We start from the raw sequence: 18,396 nt of genomic DNA, 5'->3' as shown, positions 1-18,396 counted from the left end.
AGACGACAAGAACGGAGAGTATTATGACCCCGCTTCGGAAACTGCTGCCCGGCCTCGCCCTGGCCGCCTCACTGCTGGGAGCGTCGCTGGGCGCCAGCGCGGCCGACAAGCCGAACATCCTGGTGATCTTCGGTGACGACGTTGGCTACTACAACCTCAGCGCCTACAACCAGGGCATGATGGGTTACCAGACGCCAAACATCGACCGCATCGCCAAGGAAGGGGCGCTGTTTACCCACGCCTACGGCGAGCAATCCTGCACCGCCGGCCGCTCGGCGTTCATCCTCGGCGAGCACCCGTTCCGCACCGGTCTGCTGACCATCGGCATGCCTGGCTCCGCGCACGGTATCCCGGAGTGGGCGCCGACCATCGGCAACGCAATGAAGCAACAGGGCTACACCACCGGTCAGTTTGGCAAGAACCACCTCGGCGACCGCGACCAGCACCTGCCGACCAAGCACGGTTTCGATGAGTTCTTCGGTAACCTCTACCACATGAACGCCGAGGAAGAGCCGGAGACCTACTACTACCCGAAAGACCCGGAATTCCGCAAAAAATACGGCCCACGCGGGGTGATTCACTCCTACGCCGACGGCAAGATCGAGGACACCGGTCCGCTGACCCGCAAGCGCATGGAAACCATCGACGAAGAATTCGTGCAGGCCACCGAAAACTTCATCGACAAGGCGCACAAGGCTGACAAGCCGTTCTTCGTCTGGTTCAACAGCACGCGCATGCACGTCTGGACGCACCTGAAGAAGGAGTCCGACGGCAAGACCGGCATCGGCCTGTACCCGGACGGCATGGTCGAGCACGACGGTCAGATCGGTCAGCTGCTGAACAAGCTCGACGAGCTCGGCATCGCCGACAACACCATCGTCATCTACACCACCGACAACGGCGCGCAGAAAGCCAGTTGGCCGGATGCCGGCACCTCGCCGTTCTATGGCGAGAAAGGCGGCAGCTATGAAGGCGGCCATCGCGTGCCGCTGCTGGTGAAGTGGCCAAAGGTGATCAAGCCGGGCAGCCAGTTCAACAACATGATCGCCCACAACGACTGGATGCCGACCCTGGCCGCCGCTGCGGGCTTGCCGACTCTGCGCGAGGACCTGGCCAAGGGCACCAGCCTTGAGGGCAAGCCGTACAAGGTGCACCTGGACGGCTACAACTTCCTGCCGTTCTTCAAAGGCGAGGCCAAAGACAGCCCACGCGAGGAGTACTTCTACTTCGGCATGGGTGGCGAGCTGAACGCCATGCGCTGGAAGGACTGGAAGATCTCCTTCGCCAGCGTCGAGGGTTCGATCGCTTCGGCGACCCGCAAGGTCACCAACTTCCCGACCATCACCAACCTGAAGGCCGATCCGTTCGAGACGGCACGCAAGGATTCAACGATGTCGACGCGCTGGGCCGGCGATCAATTGTGGCTGTTCGTGCCGGTGCAGGCTGAAGTGCAGAAGTTCATGATGACCATCCCGCAGTACCCATTCCAGGAAGGGGTGAGCCTGAACCCGGCCAATATCAGCTACCAGAGCCTGGCGGTGAAGCAGGCGATGATGAAGCTGCAGAAGCTGTCGGCTCCGGCCGCCAACTGAGTGCTCTTCCCGTTTTCTTGTAGCCGGGCCGCGGCCCGGTTTTTTCTCGGAGTAAGCCCATGAAAGTCCTAGTCGCGGTCAAGCGAGTGGTCGATTACAACGTCAAGGTCCGCGTCAAGGCGGACCACTCCGGCGTTGACCTGGCCAACGTCAAAATGTCGATGAACCCCTTCTGCGAAATCGCCGTGGAAGAAGCGGTGCGTCTGAAAGAGAAGGGTGTCGCCAGCGAGATCGTGGTGGTTTCGGTCGGCCCGAACGCCGCCCAGGAACAACTGCGCACCGCCCTGGCGCTGGGCGCCGATCGTGCCATCCTGGTCGAGTCGAACGACGAGCTGAACTCCCTGGCCGTGGCCAAGCTGCTCAAGGCCGTGGTCGACAAGGAGCAGCCGCAGCTGGTGATCCTCGGCAAGCAGGCCATCGACAGCGACAACAACCAGACCGGGCAGATGCTCGCCGCGCTGAGCGGTTACGCCCAGGGCACCTTCGCCTCCAAGGTCGAAGTCGCCGGCGACAAGGTCAACGTCACCCGTGAGATCGACGGCGGCCTGCAAACCGTGAGCCTGGCCCTGCCGGCCATCGTCACCACCGACCTGCGCCTGAACGAGCCGCGCTACGCCTCGCTGCCGAACATCATGAAGGCCAAGAAGAAGCCGCTGGACGTGGTCACCCCGGACGCCCTGGGCGTGTCCACCGCCTCGACGGTCAAGACCCTCAAGGTCGAAGCCCCGGCCGCGCGCAGCGCCGGCGTCAAGGTCAAGTCGGTGGCCGAACTGGTCGACAAACTGAAGAACGAGGCGAAGGTAATCTAAATGGCTATCTTGGTTGTTGCAGAACACACGAATGCCGCCCTGGCGCCGGCCACGCTGAACACCGTGGCGGCCGCGCAGAAAATCGGTGGCGAGATCCACGTGCTGGTTGCCGGTCAAGGCGTTGGCGCCGTGGCCGCAGCGGCGGCCAAAGTCGCCGGCGTCAGCAAGGTGCTGGTCGCCGACCAGGCCGCGTTCGCCCACCAGTTGCCGGAAAACGTCGCGCCGCTGGTGGCCGAGCTGGGCAAGGGTTACAGCCACGTGCTGGCGTGCGCCACCGCCAACGGCAAGAACATCCTGCCGCGCGTCGCCGCGCAGCTGGACGTCGACCAGATCTCCGAGATCACCGCGGTGCTCGGCGCCGACACCTTCCAGCGGCCGATCTATGCAGGTAACGCCATCGCCACCGTGCAGTCCTCGGCGGCGGTGAAAGTGATCACCGTGCGCGGCACCGGCTTCGATGCCGTGGCCGCCGAAGGCGGTTCGGCCGCCATCGAAAGCGTCAGCGTCGGCGGCGATGCCGGCAAGTCGAGCTTCGTCGGTGAAGAGCTGGCCAAGTCCGACCGTCCGGAACTGACCGCCGCCAAGATCGTCGTTTCCGGCGGCCGTGGCATGCAGAACGGTGACAACTTCAAGTACCTGTACGCCCTCGCCGACAAGCTCGGCGCTGCCGTCGGTGCCTCGCGCGCCGCGGTCGACGCCGGCTTCGTGCCGAACGACATGCAGGTCGGCCAGACTGGCAAGATCGTCGCGCCGCAGCTGTACATCGCCGTCGGCATCTCCGGCGCGATCCAGCACCTGGCGGGCATGAAGGACTCCAAGGTGATCGTCGCGATCAACAAGGACGAAGAGGCGCCGATCTTCCAGGTCGCCGATTACGGCCTGGTAGGCGATCTGTTCGAGATCGTTCCGGAGCTGGAAAAGCTGATCTGATCAGTTTCTCCGCCCCACAAAAAACCCGCTCATTGAGCGGGTTTTTTGTTGCGCGCTTATCGGCTGGCCGCCTCACATCTGCGGCGGCCAGTTATGCGACTCGCCCTGGCAGTGCTTGCACCAGGCATACAGCGCGTCGTACATGAGCAAGCCATGCCGCAGCATCTCGTGGTCATCGGCGCAGATATGCGACAGTCCCAATGAGATGGCATACAGGCCTGCCGATTGCGGGGTGAGATCGAGTCGCGAGGTATCGGCGCCGCGCACGATCTTGGTCAACTGCTGCAAGGCGGGCTCATTCAGCTGGTACTTCTGCAAGAACGCATCGAAGCTGCACCGCTCGCCTTCGTGGGAGAGTTCGACGCCGGGAATGCCGTAGGGCGCGGCGTTTTTCTCGCGTGCCAGGCATAGCACGTCCCCGCTGGGGACATAGAGAAACTCCGCCTCTGCGTCGATGAAGCGCGTGATCAGCCAGGGGCAGGCAATCCGATCGATCTTCGGACGTTCGCGGGTTATCCACTTCATGCAGCACCTCCTGCCTAATGAGTTAGGCCCTGGGTGAGCTGGCCGGCGCTGTGCCAGCCAGCAAAACCGTCGATCAGGTAGCGGGCACCGAGCTGGACCAGGCCGTGTCGATGGCGATCCTGGCCGCCTGCGTCGCCGACCAGGCAGACAGCGACGAGCGCAGCCGCACCCTGGCGGCGGCCAAATTCATCGTCACCCGTGCCGGTCGTTTCATCGCCGAGCAAGCCATCCTGCTGCACGGCGGCATCGGCATGACCTGGGAATACCACCTGTCCCATCACGCCAAGCGCCTGGTCATGCTCGGCCACCAGTTCGGCGACGATGACCATCACCTCAAGGCCTACAGCAAGCTGATGCCGGTGGCCTAAGCGTTTTAGTAGTCGGGCCATAGCTGGCCCGGTTTTTTATCGCCCTCGGATCGCCCGCGCCGGGTGCAGCTGCTGCAGGCCATGCCGCTGAACGCGGCGGGCAAGGTGACCAAGAACGTCCTGCGCGAGTTGGCGGAGCGCGCCTTGTAGGGACAGGTGCTGTATGGGGGGGCAGGTTCCTTGTGGGTGCGAATTCATGCGCCAAGGGGCGCACAGCGGCCCCCATCCATCACCCATACCGCAAAATAGATCAGCTCTCGCTCGCCAACCCCGGCAGCTGCGCCATTCTGAAACCCTCGCGCCGCATCCGCTCCAGCAGTGCCTGCCAGAACGGCAGGCGCTCGGTGTCGCCGACGCGCTGCAGGCTGCCGGAGTCGATGGCGTAAAGCCCCCTGGCATCGAAGGCGTAGAGCAGGGCCAGGTCCTTGCGTTGCGAGGCGGGAAGAATGCGCTCGACCAGGTTGTCCAGCACCAGCGGCTCGGCGTCCGGGCTCGGGTAGTAGGTCACCACCATGTGCGCCTGGTTCAGTTCCAGGGCCCGGACGTAGGTGATCCGCAGCTTTTCTTGCGGAATGCCGAGCTGGAGCAGGCTGAAGTACTTGGCCAGGGAAAAGTCTTCGCAGTCACCCGCGCCCTTGGTCAGGGTTTCCACCGGGGTGGCCCAGTAGTCCTTGCGCTTCCACAGGGCAATGTCGTCGTTGAAGCGCACCTGCTGGTTGATGTAGCGGTTCACCGCCTGCAACTTGTCCAGCTCCGACTGCTGCCGGCTGTTCTCCAGCAGGTCGTTCCAAGCCTGCAGGCGATCCTTGGCCGGGCTGGTGCGCCCATAGCGCTTTTCCGCCTTGCGCAGCACCTGGTCGAAGCTCCAGGAGGCCTTGGCGTCCGTGGCGCCAAACAGCAGGCCGCCGCTCAGCGTGGTAATGGCGAGCAGGCGCACGAGGGCATTCGAGAGGTAGCGTTGGGAGGCACGCTGCAGCAACGGGATGGATCTCCAAGAAAGCGGCCTGGGCCGGGTTCAAGCGGGTGGATCAATCCGTTGAGCGAGCGACGGGCGAAGGCGGGGCTTCGCCGGGTCAGAGACGGCCGCACAGTAACGTCATTGCCAGCACTGGATCAAGCGCCCCGCGAGCGTGCGCGGCAGGGTACGCCGAGGGAGTGCGGCGCTGCCCGGCGAGCAGGCTCTAGGCCGGGCATTTGTGGGGGTTACCGGTTGTCGGAAAGCGCTGAGGATCGGCTCCTGCTTGCCCCGGCGTGCCGGCAAGGCGAGCACGCCGGGAGGGACGGAGCCCGCCGGTCAATGTCCGTATTCGATCCGTTGCTGATGGATCGGTAACCGGTACTGGGGAGCCTGCTGTTTCAGCGGTTGTGACTCTTCGGATGGGTATTGCTGGCCTGCGGCGCTGGGTTCCTCCTCGATCATCTGGATGAATTGCTGGTCAGCGTTTTCCCGCGCCTGGATACGTTGCTCACGCAACATGTGGAACTCGCCCAGGTGCTCGCTGCCGTTTTCCGCCAGCAGCAAGCCTGGTGGTTGCCCTGCATCGATTGCCTGGACAGATGTGACGGTTGCCAGTGACAACAACAGGCCGCTAAGGGCCGCGGTGGTGAATGTCGATTTCATGACGTTGTCCTCTTGTTCCCCACTTCCCCCTTGGAATGGATGAACATCCGCGGACATTGTTACGGCTAGGGTCCGCGGCCTGACGGATGGCGCGCCTTCAGACGGTCCGGCGTCGACATGCCGCTGGATGGCACGGATTTCTCCGTACTTCCGCCTTCCCTGGCCTGCGGAAAACTGCCAGGCCAGGTGCTGGGCGGGGGGCCAAGGAGGCCGCCGTGCCAAACCTCTTGTGCATGGCGTCATCCTCTGCTTTCCCACTCCCTCTATAGAATTGAATGTTCGCCCGGAGATTTTGCAACGCGGAAATTTCGCGGCCTGACCGGTGGCGCGATTGTGGATGAGCGGCCATCTATAAGCCTATGATTGGCATGGGATTTTCCCTTGTTTATTGCCATTTCACCGCCATTTTGGCAGACCTGCCGCCTGGGTGCTGCCGCCACCCGCCGACGGTCGCCTGGAGCGGGACGATGGCATGGGGTTTTCCCCTGCTTCGGCCGGCTAGCGCCGCCGAGCAATCCCTTCAGGCCAGGGAGGCGACGCTGTTGAGCAGGGTCTTCACCAGCAAGGCCTGGCGCGTGGCGCCGGTCTTGGCGAACAAGCCGCGCAAATGGGCGCGCACGGTATTTTTCATCACCCCGAGCTTGTCGGCCGCCTCATCGAGGGTCAGGCCGTCCATCATCAGCAAGGCCACCTCGGTTTCGGTCGCGGTCAGCTGGAACAGCTTGCGCAGCAAGCGGCGCGAGGCCTGCGGCGAGTCCGCCGGATCACGGATGAACACCGCCACCGCCGGGCGCCGTCATGGGCCTGGTAGTTGAGGGGATCGGCCGCAGCAGCAGATTCAGCGGCATCTCCCCGGTCGGGCGCGACAAGGCGATGACCTCGACGCCGCTGTTGGAGCCGCACAGGTGCTGGTGCAGGAGCGCCTGGATCGCCTGCTGCAACGCGCGGTTTTCGCTCGCCGAATGCGCGCAGAGTCGTAACCCGGATGCAATCCGCGGTGCAGCATCCCCTGCCCTGTGGGCAGTCAGCACATGCCGAACCTGTAGCGAATTCATTCGCGAAAGGCTTGGCACCGCCTTTATCCCGGGTTCGCGGATAAATCCGCTCCTACCAAAAGCACTAATCCCTGCAACACATAACTGGGCCAAGGCTTTTTTATACCTATTGGGCTGGCCGCCTCACATCTGCGGCGGCCAGTTATGCGACTCGCCCTGGCAGTGCTTGCACCAGGCATACAGCGCGTCATACATGAGCAAACCATGCCGCAGCATTTCGTGGTCATCGGCGCAGTTATGCGACAGCCCCAATGAGATGGCATACAAGCCTGCCGATTGCGGGGTGAGATCGAGTCGCGAGGTATCGGCGCCGCGCACGATCTTGGCCAGCTGCTGCAAGGCGGGCTCATCCAGCTGGTACTTCTGCAAGAACGCATCGAAGCTGCACCGCTCGCCTTCGTGGGAGAGTTCGACGCCGGGAATGTCGTAGGGCGTGGCGTTTTTCTCGCGGGCCAGGCGCAGCACCTCCCCGCTGGGGACATAGAGAAACTCCGCCTCGGCATCGATGAAGCGCGTGATCAGCCAGGGGCAGGCAATCCGATCGATCTTCGGACGTTCACGGGTTATCCATTTCATGCAGCACCTCCTGCCTAGTTAGATAGGCTCTGGGTGGGCCGGCCGGCGTCGTGCCAGCCGGCAAAGCCGTCGATCAGGTAGCGCGCATCCAGGCCCATGGCCTCCAGCGTGGCGGCGATGCCCTGACTGATCTCGTGTCCTTGGGCGCAATAGAGGATGACCGGCCTGTCGCGCGGGATCTGATCCTTCCAACTGAACACCGCTTGCGGATCGAGCCACTGCGCGCCGGGAATCTCGGCCGCATCGGCCTGTCGCACGCTCGCGCGGCGCACGTCCAGCAGGGTGAAGGTCCGGTCGGCGGCCTGCCATTCCGCCAGTTCGCACAGCGAGATACGGTTCACCGTCCACCTCTCAGTTCGGTAATAGGTGCACCGCCAGCCCGGCCAGCGCACAGGCCACCAGCACCTGGATCACGCCGCGCTTGAAGCGGAACAAGGCAACGGCCGCCAGCAGGGCGATGATTGCCGACGGCCAGTCGAAATGACCGTCGAAGCCTTGCGGCCAGAGCACGTGGTAGCCGAAGAACAGCGCCAGGTTGAGGATCACCCCGACCACCGCGGCGGTGATGGCGGTCAAGGGCGCGGTGAATTTCAGTTCGTTGTGGGTCGACTCCACCAGCGGGCCGCCGGCGAGGATGAACAGGAACGATGGCAGGAAGGTGAACCAGGTGACCAGGCTGGCGGCGACCGCCCCGGCGAGGAATGCCTGATCGGCGCCGAACACCTGCTGCACATAGCCTCCGACGAAGCCGACGAAGGCCACCACCATGATCAGCGGCCCCGGTGTGGTCTCGCCCAAGGCCAGGCCGTCGATCATCTGTGTCGGCGTCAGCCAGCCGTAGTGGCCGACCGCGCCCTGGTAGACATACGGCAGCACCGCATAGGCGCCGCCGAAGGTCAGCAGCGCCGCCTTGGTGAAGAACCAGCCCATCTGGGTCAGGGTGCCGTGCCAGCCGAACAGGGCGGTCAGCAGGCCCATGGGCAACGCCCACAGCACAGCACCGATCACCAGCAGCAGCACCAGGCGCGACCAGCGGAAACGCGCATGCTTCGGTGTCGGCGTGTCGTCATCGATCAGCGCTGGGCCGAAGGACTGCTGGGCCGCACCATGAGCGCCGCCGAGGCTGAACTTCGCCGGTGCGAAACGCCCGCCCAGATAGCCGAGCAAGGCGGCGCCCAGCACTATCAAGGGGAAGGGCAGGTTGAGGGCGAAGATGGCCACGAAGGAGGCCGCGGCAATCGCCCACAGCCAGTTGTTCTTCAGCGCCCGCGAGCCGATGCGCTGGGCCGCCTGCACCACGATGGCGGTCACCGCCGGCTTGATGCCATAGAACAGCCCGGCCACCACCGGCACCTCGCCGAAGGCGATATAGAGCCAGGACAGCGCGATCAGAATAAACAGCGAAGGCAGCACGAACAGCACACCGGCAATCACGCCGCCCCAGGTGCGGTGCATCAGCCAGCCAATGTAGGTGGCCAGTTGCTGGGCCTCGGGGCCGGGCAGCAGCATGCAGTAATTCAGGGCATGCAGAAATCGGCGTTCAGAAATCCAGCGCCGGCGCTCCACCAACTCCTGGTGCATGATCGAAATCTGCCCGGCCGGGCCGCCGAAACTGATGAAGCCGAGCTTGAGCCAGAACAGTAAGGCCTGGAGAAAACTGATGGACCCGGCTTGGGGGCGATCCTGCGCTACCGGCGGCATGGCGGATTCATTCATGGGGCTGCTCTTCTTGCTCGAACGCCGCCAGCAGCCCATCGAAGATGGCGCAGGCAGCCGTCAGTAGCTGATCGTCGTTGGGGATGGTTTCGCGCAGGCCGGCCAGCACCTTTTCGATCCCCGGCGCTTCGCTGGGCTGGGGGCCACCGACATCGAGGTAATGCACCAGGGCCGCGATACGGCCGAGGCCGGGCTCATCCAGCTCGAAGCTGGCTTGCAGGGTCTCGAAGGTGACGCGCTTGCCGACATGGCTGAAGGTTGCGCCATCGAAGTCGAACCCCAGCGCCTCGGCCGGGCAGTCCGCCGGCGCATCCAGCCAGAGGATGGTCGCAGTCGGATCGATGAAACGCCGGATCAGCCAGGCGCTGGCGAGGCGGTCGACCCAGGGGCGTTTGCGGGTTGCCCAGACACGCCCCCGGTGGTCGCGCCGCTCGAGCCGTGGGATGGGCTGGTCGTGGCTGCTCGGCTCGTCCTTCGATAGGGCCTGGCTGATGGCCGTCTCTAGCGATTGCAGGGCAATGTCGACCTGTTGCCGCGCGGCACCGGGGAAGAAGTCGATGCCGGCCAATTGGGCGAAGGCCTTACGCAGCTTGCGCACCTGCTTGGTGCTCGCCAGTGCATTGTCCGGGGTCAGCTGCGCCTGGCACGCCTCGATCTCGTCGCGCAGCTTGGCGTAGTCCTCGGCGCGGTCGAACAGTTCGATGAAGCGCGCCCCTCGGGGATCGCAGACCGGCAGCAGGTGGGCGGAGCCATTGCTGGTCAGGATGTCGCGCTCGACAGCTTCGAGCGCCTCGCGGCAGGTCGGCTCGTCTGGCAGCAGATATACCCCGTCACGCAGCACCGCTGCGCCGCAGCTTTTGAGCGCACGCCAGGCTCGCATGCGCTCCGTGGCATTGGCGGTCGGCAGGGTGATGATGAGGGAAAGCCAGTTTTTCATGTAGAGATCGATACCAGTACAGTAATAGTCTCTACGTTATTCCTGGGCAGGCCGAAAGTGAAGCCCTAAATACCTGCGCTCATCGGTAAGCCAGGCAGACCTCCCCTGATCAGCGTGGCTGCGCAAATAGTGACTGGCTTACCCGGCGGCTGATTTGGCTCTTCCCGAGGGCGGCTGCTGGACCTGACCGTGAGCCTGTCGCCGGCATAAAAAACCGCATCCGCCGGCTGTGGCGGGTCGTCCGTCTTAGAGCGGGCTGACCAGATGGCCGCCGTCCACCGCCAGCACGCTGCCGGTCATGAACGCACCGGCTGCGCTGGCCAGCAGCAGGAACGGGCCTTCCAGCTCGTGCAGGTTGCCCAGGCGGCGCATCGGCACGTTGCTGCGGAGATAGGCCTGGCCCTTCTCGCTGTTGAAGACCGCCTCGTTCATCTCAGTCTGGACGTAGCCGGGGGGCGATGGCGCCGCCTCGCGCCTCAGCTGGTTAATCCTCCGGCAGGCGGGCACAGCGCCTGGGGCTCATGCTCACTCAGCGTCACAGCATGCCCGCGTCCAGGTTGCCGGGGTCAGGCGGCTGTCGGTCGCTCTGCTGCTTGTTTGTATTGCGCTCAGCATATAAATAATTTAATGATGGTCGTAATCTAACTCGCGGCGTCCGCGCCGCAGCCCCAACAGCAATCGAGGAGAGCCAATCCATGCAGTCATCACGCGAAGAAAAACTGGCGGCCTGGCGGGCCGCGGAGCAGGCCATCCGCGGTCGTCTCGCCGCGCCCGGCACCCTGAGCCTGGCCGAGGTCAGTGCGCTGCCGCCGCTGGAATTCTTCACCCGCATCGGCAACGGCGAGCTGCCCAGTCCGCCGTTCGGCGAGCTGGTCGACTTCGTCCCGCTGGAATGGTCGCCGGGCCGCTTCGTCTTCCAGGGCCGCCCCGATGCGCGCCACTACAACCCGCTCGGCAGCGTGCATGGCGGCTATGCCGCGAGCCTGCTCGATTCCTGCATGGGCTGCGCTATCCATACCCAGCTGCAGCCGGGCCAGGGCTACACCACCACCGATCTGCGCATCAGCTATGTACGCGCCCTGCGCGGCGACAGCGGCCCGGTCCGCGCCGAAGGCCGCATCGTCCACCTGGGCCGCTCCACGGCACTGGCCGAAGGGCGCATCTACGACGTCGACGACCGTCTGTACGCCGTCGGCTCCTGCACTTGCCTGATCCTCGACATGTCCAACTGACCACAGGAACCCCACCATGCACTCGATCGTTATCGCCGGTTTTGCCCGTTCGCCGTTCCACTTCGCCAACAAGGGCGCGCTGATCGACCTGCGCCCCGATGACCTGGCCGCCCAAGTGCTCAAGGGCCTGGTCGGCAAGCTCGACCTCGACCCCGGCGAGATCGAGGACGTGATCATGGGCTGTGCCTACCCGGAAGCCGAGCAGGGCATGAACATCGCGCGCATCGCCAGCTTCCGCGCCGGCTTTCCCGACACTCTGGGCGGCGCCACGGTCAACCGCTTCTGCGGCTCGTCGATGACCGCGGTGCACTTCGCCGCCGGGCAGATCCTCCTCGGCGCCGGCGAGGCGTTCATCTGCGCCGGCGTCGAGTCGATGACTCGGGTGCCCATGGGCGGCTTCAACAGCTCGCCCAACCCGACGCTGCTGCGCGACTTCCCCGAGGTGTACATGGCCATGGGGCACACCGCCGAAGAGGTGGCCAAGCGTTATGCGATCGGCCGCGGCGAGCAGGAGGCCATGGCCGTCGAATCCCATGCCAAGGCCGCCAGCGCCCGCGAGCGCGGGCTGTTCGTCGACGAGATAGTGCCGATTGCCACCGCGGCCGGGTGGGTCAGCGCCGATGGCTGCATCCGTCCCGGCACCCATGCCGAGGCCCTGGCCCAGCTCAAGCCGGCGTTCGACGGCACGGTCACCGCCGGCACCGCCTCGCCGCTCACCGATGGCAGCGCCGCGGTGCTGGTGTGCACGGAAGCCTTCGCCCGCAGCCGCAACCTCGACATCCTGGCGCGGATCAAGGCCGTCGCCGTCGCCGGCTGTGCCCCGGAGATCATGGGCATGGGCCCGCTGCACGCCACGCGCAAGGTGCTGCAGCGTGCCGGCCTGAGCATTCATGACATCGACCTGATGGAGCTCAACGAAGCCTTCGCCAGCCAGGCGCTGGCCTGCGTGCGCGAGCTCGGCATGGACATGGCCAAGGTCAACCTGGATGGCGGGGCCATGGCCCTCGGCCATCCGCTCGGCGCCACCGGCGCGCGCCTCACCGGCAAGGCCGCGGCCTTGTTGCAACGCAGCGGCGGGCGCTACGCCATCGCCACCCAGTGCATCGCCGGCGGCCAGGGCGTCGCCACCCTGCTGGAAGCGGTCGAGGGCTAAGCCGTTCCGGCTCCTCTCGCCCCGAAGGGCGAGGGACCGGGGATAGATACCCCAAGGCCCATACCGCATCGGTAGGATGGTTTGAGCGAAGCGATACCCATCGCGGCCAGGTGTTGGGTATCGCTCCGCTCGACCCAACCTACGGTTCTGCGTAGCTCAGCGGTGAGTGCCAGCACTCTCCGCCCGCCACACCTACTACTGGTAACGCGCCGCCGGGTGATTGTGGGACAGGTTCGGCCCCAGCTTGGCGCGCGCGTCCATCGCCGCCGCCCAGTCGCCGGCATCGGGCAGCGAAGGAATGGTCACCAACTCGCCCTGATCGAAGCCGGCCAGCGCGGCATCCACCAGCTCGCCGACCTCCATGACCATTTCGGCCGGCAGCGCGCTGGCATCCATGCCGCTGCGCTCCCAGATCTCGGTACGGGTCACGCCCGGCAATACCGCCTGCACCCGCACGTCGAGCTTGCCGAGTTCCGCCTGCAGCGACTGGCTGAGGCTCAGCACATAGGCCTTGGTCGCGCTGTAGGCGGCGTTGAACATTTCCGGCGCCAGCGCCACCACCGAGCCGATATTGATGATCGCGCCCTGGCCGGCCGCACCGAAGCGCGCCGCCGCGGCGGCGCTGAGGTGGGTCAGGGCCACGATGTTGAGGCGGATCATGGTGTCGACCTTGTCCAGGTTGGCCTCGGCCAGCGTGCCCTCCATCGCCATCCCGGCATTGTTGACCAGCAGGCGGATGGCGGCATCGCCGCGCAGGCGCTGCTCGACGCTCGACAGGTCCATCTTGGTGGTCAGATCGGCCCTCAGCACTTCGACCGCCACGCCATGATCCTGGCGCAGGCGCTCGGCAATGCCTTCGAGGCGCTGGCGATCACGGGCCACCAGCAACAGGTCATAGCCGCGCCGGGCCAGGCGTTCGGCATAGGTGGCGCCGATGCCGGAGGAGGCGCCGGTAATCAGGGCAGTGCCTTTATCGCTTTGCGTGCTCATTGCGTTTCTCCAGGGGAATGGCCGGCGCAGTGGCCGGAAGCCAAGATCAGCTTGGGATGATGATCTTCATGTAACTAATATATGTCGCGTGTAATCCAACTGGGCGGACCGCTCGTCGTCTCACCTGCGGCCTGGCGCTATGTGTAGCCTAGACGCCGGCCTCGCTGTGACGATTGCCCGCCGACGATCGCGCCGAGCCGAGCCATGATCGACGGGCCTTGAGCCCTGAGCCGCGGGCTAGCATAGTGGGCCGATGACGCTTATCCCCGCTTCGCCTGCCTCCAGCGCCGCGGTGCTGGACGGCTTTCATCCCGCGGTCGCGGCCTGGTTCCGCGCCACCTTTGCTGCGCCGACCGCGGCACAGGTCGCGGCCTGGCCGGCGATCCGCAGCGGCCGCTGCACCCTGGTGGCCGCGCCCACCGGCTCGGGTAAGACCCTCACCGCCTTCCTCGCCGCCATCGACGAACTGGTGCGCGAAGGCCTGGCCCAGGGCGGCCAGCTGCCGGACCGCTGCACTGTGGTCTATGTCTCGCCGCTCAAGGCGCTGTCCAACGATATCCACATCAACCTCGAGGAGCCGCTGGTCGGCATCCGCGCCGAGCTGCAGCGCCAGGGCCTGGCGGACGTCGATATCCGCACCGCGGTGCGCACCGGCGACACCAGCCAGGCCGAGCGCGGGGCGCTGCGCAAGCGTCCGCCGCACATCCTGGTGACCACCCCGGAATCCCTCTATGTGCTGCTCGGCTCCGAGTCCGGGCGGGCGATGCTCGGCGGCTGTCGCAGTCTGATCGTCGACGAGATCCACGCCATCGCCGGCAGCAAGCGCGGCAGCCATCTGATGCTCAGCCTCGAACGCCTGGAGGCGCTGTGCCGGCGGCGGCTGGTGCGCATCGGCCTGTCCGCCACGCAGAAACCGATCGCGGCGGTGGCGCGCTTCCTGCTCGGCAGCCAGGCGCCGTTGCCGCTGGAGGATGAACCGGCCAGCGCGCAGGCCGAGCTGGAATGGCCGGGCCCGGCCCTGGCGCTGGCCGAGCCGGTGCCGGGCGACTGCGTGATCGTCGACATCGGCTACAGCCGTGCCCGCGACCTGGCCCTGGAGGTGCCGCCAGTGCCTCTGGAAGCGGTGATGAGCAACGAGGTGTGGGAGAAGGTCTACGACCGCCTGGCCGAGCTGGCCGGCCAGCACCGCACCACCCTGGTGTTCGTCAACACCCGCCGGTTGGCCGAGCGCGCCTGCCGCCATCTGTCCGAGCGCCTGGGCCCGGCGGCGGTCGCCGCCCACCACGGCAGCCTGGCCAAGGAGCTGCGCCTGGACGCCGAGCAGCGGCTCAAGCGCGGCGAACTGCGGGTGCTGGTGGCCACCGCCTCGCTGGAGCTGGGCATCGACATCGGCGAGGTCGAGCTGGTCTGCCAGCTCGGCTCGCCGCGCAGCATCGCCGCCTTCCTGCAGCGGGTCGGGCGCTCCGGCCACAGCGTCGGCGGCACGCCCAAGGGCCGCCTGTTCCCGCAGTCGCGCGACGAGCTGATCGAATGCGCGGCGCTGCTCGACTGCGTGCGCCGCAACGAGCTGGATGCGCTGGTCATTCCCCAGGCGCCGCTGGATGTGCTGGCCCAGCAGATAGTCGCCGAGGTGGCCTGCCGCGAGTGGAGCGAGGACGGCCTGTACCGGCTGCTGACCCGCGCGGCGCCCTATGTCGACCTGCCGCGCGCGAGTTTCGACGCGCTGCTGAAGATGCTCGCCGAGGGCTTCAGCGGTCGCCGCGGGGTGCGCGCCGCCTACCTGCATCGCGATGCGGTGAACCGCCGCCTGCGTGGCCGTCGCGGCGCCCGCCTGACTGCCATCACCTCCGGCGGCACCATCCCCGACGCCGGCGATTACAGCGTGTCGCTGGAGCCGCAGGGGCTGCTGATCGGCACGGTCAACGAGGATTTCGCCGTCGAGAGCCTGGCCGGCGACGTGTTCCAGCTCGGCAACCAGTCCTACCGCATCCTGCGCATCGAGCCGGGCAAGGTGCGGGTCGAGGACGCCCACGGCCTGCCGCCGAGCATCCCGTTCTGGCTCGGCGAGGCGCCGGGGCGCAGCGACGAGCTGTCGGCCGCCGTGGCGCGGCTGCGTGAGGAGATCGAGCAACGGCTGGGTAGGGTGGAAAACCGCGAAGCGTTTTCCACCGAGGCGGTGGACAAGCACAGCGTTGTCCACCCTACGGACTCCGGTGACGGTGGTTTTACCCTCTCCCCCAGCCCCTCTCCCGTAAACGGGAGAGGGGGGCAGACCGAGGCTGCTGTTGAGTGGCTGGTGGAGACCATCGGCCTGAACGACTCGGCGGCGCAGCAGATAGTCGAGTACCTGGCCCGGGCGCGCAGCGCTCTCGGTGGCCTGCCCACCCAGAAGCGCCTGGTGCTGGAGCGCTTCTTCGACGAATCCGGTGGCATGCAGCTGATCATCCACTCGCCGTTCGGCAGCCGGCTCAACCGCGCCTGGGGCCTGGCCCTGCGCAAGCGCTTCTGCCGCAGCTTCAACTTCGAACTGCAGGCCGCCGCCACCGAGGACGCGCTGATCCTCTCGCTGTCCACCAGCCACAGCTTCCCGCTCGATGAGGTGTGGCGTTACCTGCACTCCAACACGGCCGAGCACATTCTCATCCAAGCGCTACTGGATGCGCCGCTGTTCGGCGTGCGCTGGCGCTGGGCCGCCACCACCGCGCTGGCCCTGCCGCGCTTCGCCGGTGGCCGCAAGGTGGCGCCGCAGCTGCAGCGCATGCGCAGCGAGGACCTGCTGGCCACGGTGTTCCCCGACCAGGTGGCGTGCCAGGAGAACCTGGTCGGCGAACGCGAGATTCCCGAGCACCCGCTGGTGGCGCAGACCCTCGACGACTGCCTGCACGAGGCCATGGACTGCGACGCCTGGCTGGCTCTGCTGCGGCGCATGGAGGCCGGCGAAGTCGAGCTGCTGGCCCGCGACCTGCCGGCGCCCTCGGCGCTGGCGGCGGAAATCCTCAGCGCCCGGCCCTATGCCTTCCTCGACGACGCACCGCTGGAGGAGCGCCGCACCCAGGCGGTGCAGAACCGCCGCTGGCGCGACCCGGAATCGACCGACGAGCTCGGCGCGCTGGATCTTGAGGCCATCGACGCGGTGCGCGAGGAAGCCTGGCCCGAGGTGCGCGATGCCGACGAGATGCACGAGGCGCTGATGGCCTTGGCCGGTATCACCCAGGCCGAGGCGCAGGCCCATGCCGGCTGGCCGGCCTGGTTGGCGCAACTGGCCAAGGGCAAACGCGCCACCTGTCTGCACCTCCATGGCCAGCCGGCTTTGTGGCTGCCGGCCGAGCGCCTGAGTCAATGGCAGGCGCTGTATCCCGGCGCCGAGCTCAAGCCACCGATCGTTGCGCCGGCCGGCTACGACGAAGCCTGGGAAGCGGACGCGGCGCTGGTGGAAGCAGTGCGTGCGCGCCTGAGTGGCTTCGGCCCGCTGCCGTTGGCGCGGATCGCCGCCGACCTGCAGCAGCCGGAAGCGGCGCTGAACCTCGCCCTGCTGGCCCTGGAGCGCGAAGGCTATGTGCTGCGTGGACGCTTCACGCCGGGGACAAGTGCGGAGGAGTGGTGCGAGCGCCATCTGCTGGCGCGCATCCATCGCTACACGGTCAGGCGCCTGCGCCGCGAGATCGAGCCGGTCGAGCGCGCCGACTTCATGCGTTTCCTGTTCGACTGGCAGCGCGTCGCCCCGGCCACGCGGGTGCGCGGCGCCGAGGCGCTGGCCGGCGTGCTCGGCCAGCTGGAAGGCTTCCAGGCCGCGGCCGGCGCCTGGGAAAGCGAAATCCTGCCGAGCCGGGTCAGCGACTACGGCATCAACTGGCTGGACGACCTGTGCCGCGCCGGCCGCCTGGTCTGGTGCCGGCTGGCCGGGCGCAGCCGCGCCGGCGGCGGGCCGCTGCGCAGCACGCCGATCGTCCTCTTGCCACGCAAGAGCCTCGGCCTGTGGCGCGCCGGTCTGGCCGAGGCGCCGGCGCCCGAGCTGTCGGCCCGCGCCGAGCGCCTGCGCCAGGTACTGGCCAGCCAGGGCGCGCTGTTCTTCGACGAGCTGCAGGACGAGGCGCACCTGCTGCGCAGCGAACTGGAAGACAGCCTCGGCGAACTGGTGGCGCTCGGCCTAGCCAACGCCGACAGCTTCGCCGGCCTGCGCTCGCTGCTGCTGCCGGCGGCCAAGCGCAGCCGCCACGACCGTCGCGCGCGCCTGGCCCTGGCCAACATGCAGGATGCCGGGCGCTGGGCCTTGCTGCGCCCGCGCGGCGAAGAGGCGGGCGAGGGCCAAGCCGCGGCGCTGGAGCATGTGGCGCGCACCCTGCTGCGCCGCTACGGCGTGGTCTGCTGGCGCCTGCTCGAGCGCGAGGCCGACTGGCTGCCGTCCTGGCGCGAGCTGCTGCGCGTCTATCACCGCCTGGAAGCGCGCGGCGAGATTCGCGGCGGGCGCTTCATCGCCGGCGTCACCGGCGAGCAGTTCGCCCTGCCGGAAGCGGTCGGCCTGCTGCGCGAGGTGCGCAAACGGCCGTTGGACGGCAGCCTGATCGGCTTGTCCGCCAGTGATCCGTTGAACTTGGTGGGCACGCTGCTGAGCGGCGCCAAGGTGCCGGCGCTGGCCGGCAATCGCCTGCTGTACCGCGACGGCGTGCCGGTGGCCAGCCTGGTCGCTGGCAAGACTACGCTGCTGGCGGCGGCGGATGTTTTCACCGCCGGCGAATGGCAGGCCGCGCTGATCCGCCAGCCCATGGCGACGGCCTTCGTCCAGGGGCCGCGGCGGGCCTGGCAGTAGTCGTAGAACCGGTCTCGGATCTGCTGCGCATCGGCGTCATGGTGGATAAGCAAAGCGTTATCCACCCTACAAAGTCTGAACGTTC

General features: G+C 66.7%; 16 protein-coding genes and 2 pseudogenes. 7 read left to right on the top strand and 11 right to left on the bottom strand.

Annotation, left to right across the window (positions count from 1 at the left end; genetic code table 11):
* Window positions 1-23: 23 nt before the first annotated feature.
* Genes D3880_RS17615 through D3880_RS17605 form a run of 3 tightly spaced genes read left to right on the top strand, consistent with a single transcriptional unit; the run spans window position 24 to window position 3,331 of the window.
* Window positions 24-1,592, top strand: coding sequence for an arylsulfatase (locus tag D3880_RS17615; protein WP_119894720.1), 1,569 nt, complete (start codon window positions 24-26; stop codon window positions 1,590-1,592).
* A gap of 59 nt (window positions 1,593-1,651) precedes the next feature.
* Window positions 1,652-2,401, top strand: coding sequence for an electron transfer flavoprotein subunit beta/FixA family protein (locus tag D3880_RS17610; RefSeq protein ID WP_119893384.1), 750 nt, complete (start codon window positions 1,652-1,654; stop codon window positions 2,399-2,401).
* Window positions 2,402-3,331, top strand: a complete 930-nt coding sequence (locus tag D3880_RS17605) for an electron transfer flavoprotein subunit alpha/FixB family protein (protein WP_119894719.1) — start codon at window positions 2,402-2,404, stop codon at window positions 3,329-3,331. It abuts the gene before it with no gap.
* Between the two features lie 72 nt (window positions 3,332-3,403).
* On the opposite strand, the gene D3880_RS17600 is transcribed toward D3880_RS17605, so the two are convergent.
* Window positions 3,404-3,856: a chromate resistance protein ChrB domain-containing protein gene (locus D3880_RS17600; protein WP_119894718.1), complete on the bottom strand. Its 453-nt coding sequence runs from the start codon at window positions 3,854-3,856 to the stop codon at window positions 3,404-3,406.
* Between the two features lie 86 nt (window positions 3,857-3,942).
* Here D3880_RS17600 and D3880_RS17595 point away from each other — a divergent pair.
* Window positions 3,943-4,224 (top strand): annotated as a pseudogene (locus tag D3880_RS17595) (acyl-CoA dehydrogenase family protein); the annotation flags it as partial.
* 250 nt (window positions 4,225-4,474) lie between these two features.
* Here D3880_RS17595 and D3880_RS17590 read toward each other — a convergent pair.
* The 9 genes and pseudogenes from D3880_RS17590 to D3880_RS17555 all read right to left on the bottom strand — a co-directional run.
* On the bottom strand, window positions 4,475-5,200 hold the full coding sequence (locus tag D3880_RS17590) for a transglutaminase-like cysteine peptidase (protein WP_420800877.1): 726 nt from the start codon (window positions 5,198-5,200) through the stop codon (window positions 4,475-4,477).
* A gap of 318 nt (window positions 5,201-5,518) precedes the next feature.
* Window positions 5,519-5,845, bottom strand: coding sequence for a hypothetical protein (locus D3880_RS17585; protein WP_119894717.1), 327 nt, complete (start codon window positions 5,843-5,845; stop codon window positions 5,519-5,521).
* A 520-nt stretch (window positions 5,846-6,365) separates the two neighbouring features.
* On the bottom strand, window positions 6,366-6,623 hold the full coding sequence (locus D3880_RS23120; protein WP_238474371.1) for a helix-turn-helix transcriptional regulator: 258 nt from the start codon (window positions 6,621-6,623) through the stop codon (window positions 6,366-6,368).
* Window positions 6,610-6,876: a hypothetical protein gene (locus D3880_RS23115; RefSeq protein WP_238474370.1), complete on the bottom strand. Its 267-nt coding sequence runs from the start codon at window positions 6,874-6,876 to the stop codon at window positions 6,610-6,612. Before D3880_RS23115 ends, D3880_RS23120 begins: the two co-directional genes overlap by 14 nt.
* A gap of 147 nt (window positions 6,877-7,023) precedes the next feature.
* On the bottom strand, window positions 7,024-7,476 hold the full coding sequence (locus D3880_RS17575) for a chromate resistance protein ChrB domain-containing protein (RefSeq protein WP_119894716.1): 453 nt from the start codon (window positions 7,474-7,476) through the stop codon (window positions 7,024-7,026).
* Between the two features lie 14 nt (window positions 7,477-7,490).
* The gene (locus tag D3880_RS17570) at window positions 7,491-7,817 is read right to left on the bottom strand and encodes a rhodanese-like domain-containing protein (protein WP_119894715.1); all 327 of its coding nucleotides are present in this window, start codon (window positions 7,815-7,817) and stop codon (window positions 7,491-7,493) included.
* 10 nt (window positions 7,818-7,827) lie between these two features.
* On the bottom strand, window positions 7,828-9,177 hold the full coding sequence (gene chrA / locus D3880_RS17565; RefSeq protein ID WP_420800876.1) for a chromate efflux transporter: 1,350 nt from the start codon (window positions 9,175-9,177) through the stop codon (window positions 7,828-7,830).
* 7 nt (window positions 9,178-9,184) lie between these two features.
* Entirely contained in the window at window positions 9,185-10,129 is a 945-nt protein-coding gene (locus D3880_RS17560; RefSeq protein WP_119894713.1) for a chromate resistance protein ChrB domain-containing protein, read from the bottom strand.
* A 246-nt stretch (window positions 10,130-10,375) separates the two neighbouring features.
* Window positions 10,376-10,582 (bottom strand): annotated as a pseudogene (locus D3880_RS17555) (SDR family oxidoreductase); the annotation flags it as partial.
* 242 nt (window positions 10,583-10,824) lie between these two features.
* Between D3880_RS17555 and D3880_RS17550 the strand changes: the two are divergent.
* On the top strand, window positions 10,825-11,361 hold the full coding sequence (locus tag D3880_RS17550; RefSeq protein ID WP_119894711.1) for a PaaI family thioesterase: 537 nt from the start codon (window positions 10,825-10,827) through the stop codon (window positions 11,359-11,361).
* Window positions 11,362-11,377: 16 nt separating this feature from the next.
* Window positions 11,378-12,514 carry a thiolase family protein gene (locus D3880_RS17545; RefSeq protein WP_119894710.1) on the top strand — a complete coding sequence of 379 codons (1,137 nt, stop codon included), beginning with the start codon at window positions 11,378-11,380 and terminating at the stop codon, window positions 12,512-12,514.
* A 195-nt stretch (window positions 12,515-12,709) separates the two neighbouring features.
* On the opposite strand, the gene D3880_RS17540 is transcribed toward D3880_RS17545, so the two are convergent.
* Window positions 12,710-13,504, bottom strand: coding sequence for an SDR family NAD(P)-dependent oxidoreductase (locus D3880_RS17540; RefSeq protein ID WP_119894709.1), 795 nt, complete (start codon window positions 13,502-13,504; stop codon window positions 12,710-12,712).
* 253 nt (window positions 13,505-13,757) lie between these two features.
* Here D3880_RS17540 and D3880_RS17535 point away from each other — a divergent pair, with 253 nt between their 5' ends.
* A complete protein-coding gene (locus tag D3880_RS17535; RefSeq protein ID WP_119894708.1) occupies window positions 13,758-18,311 on the top strand; it encodes a DEAD/DEAH box helicase in 4,554 nt (1,517 codons plus the stop codon).
* The last annotated feature ends 85 nt before the right edge of the window (window positions 18,312-18,396 follow it).

Source organism: Pseudomonas cavernae (assembly GCF_003595175.1).
Classification (GTDB): domain Bacteria; phylum Pseudomonadota; class Gammaproteobacteria; order Pseudomonadales; family Pseudomonadaceae; genus Aquipseudomonas; species Aquipseudomonas cavernae.
This window is presented reverse-complemented; position numbering and strand designations above follow the sequence as displayed.

Excerpts from the sequence above, each read along its gene's own strand:
- D3880_RS17545 (WP_119894710.1), top strand. The coding sequence starts at position 11,378 with ATGCACTCGATCGTTATCGCCGGTTTTGCCCGTTCGCCGTTCCACTTC.
- chrA (WP_420800876.1), bottom strand. The coding sequence starts at position 9,177 with ATGCCGCCGGTAGCGCAGGATCGCCCCCAAGCCGGGTCCATCAGTTTT.
- D3880_RS17605 (WP_119894719.1), top strand. The coding sequence starts at position 2,402 with ATGGCTATCTTGGTTGTTGCAGAACACACGAATGCCGCCCTGGCGCCG.
- D3880_RS17575 (WP_119894716.1), bottom strand. The coding sequence starts at position 7,476 with ATGAAATGGATAACCCGTGAACGTCCGAAGATCGATCGGATTGCCTGC.
- D3880_RS17610 (WP_119893384.1), top strand. The coding sequence starts at position 1,652 with ATGAAAGTCCTAGTCGCGGTCAAGCGAGTGGTCGATTACAACGTCAAG.
- D3880_RS17535 (WP_119894708.1), top strand. The coding sequence starts at position 13,758 with ATGACGCTTATCCCCGCTTCGCCTGCCTCCAGCGCCGCGGTGCTGGAC.
- D3880_RS17540 (WP_119894709.1), bottom strand. The coding sequence starts at position 13,504 with ATGAGCACGCAAAGCGATAAAGGCACTGCCCTGATTACCGGCGCCTCC.
- D3880_RS17585 (WP_119894717.1), bottom strand. The coding sequence starts at position 5,845 with ATGAAATCGACATTCACCACCGCGGCCCTTAGCGGCCTGTTGTTGTCA.
- D3880_RS17550 (WP_119894711.1), top strand. The coding sequence starts at position 10,825 with ATGCAGTCATCACGCGAAGAAAAACTGGCGGCCTGGCGGGCCGCGGAG.
- D3880_RS17615 (WP_119894720.1), top strand. The coding sequence starts at position 24 with ATGACCCCGCTTCGGAAACTGCTGCCCGGCCTCGCCCTGGCCGCCTCA.
- D3880_RS17560 (WP_119894713.1), bottom strand. The coding sequence starts at position 10,129 with ATGAAAAACTGGCTTTCCCTCATCATCACCCTGCCGACCGCCAATGCC.
- D3880_RS17600 (WP_119894718.1), bottom strand. The coding sequence starts at position 3,856 with ATGAAGTGGATAACCCGCGAACGTCCGAAGATCGATCGGATTGCCTGC.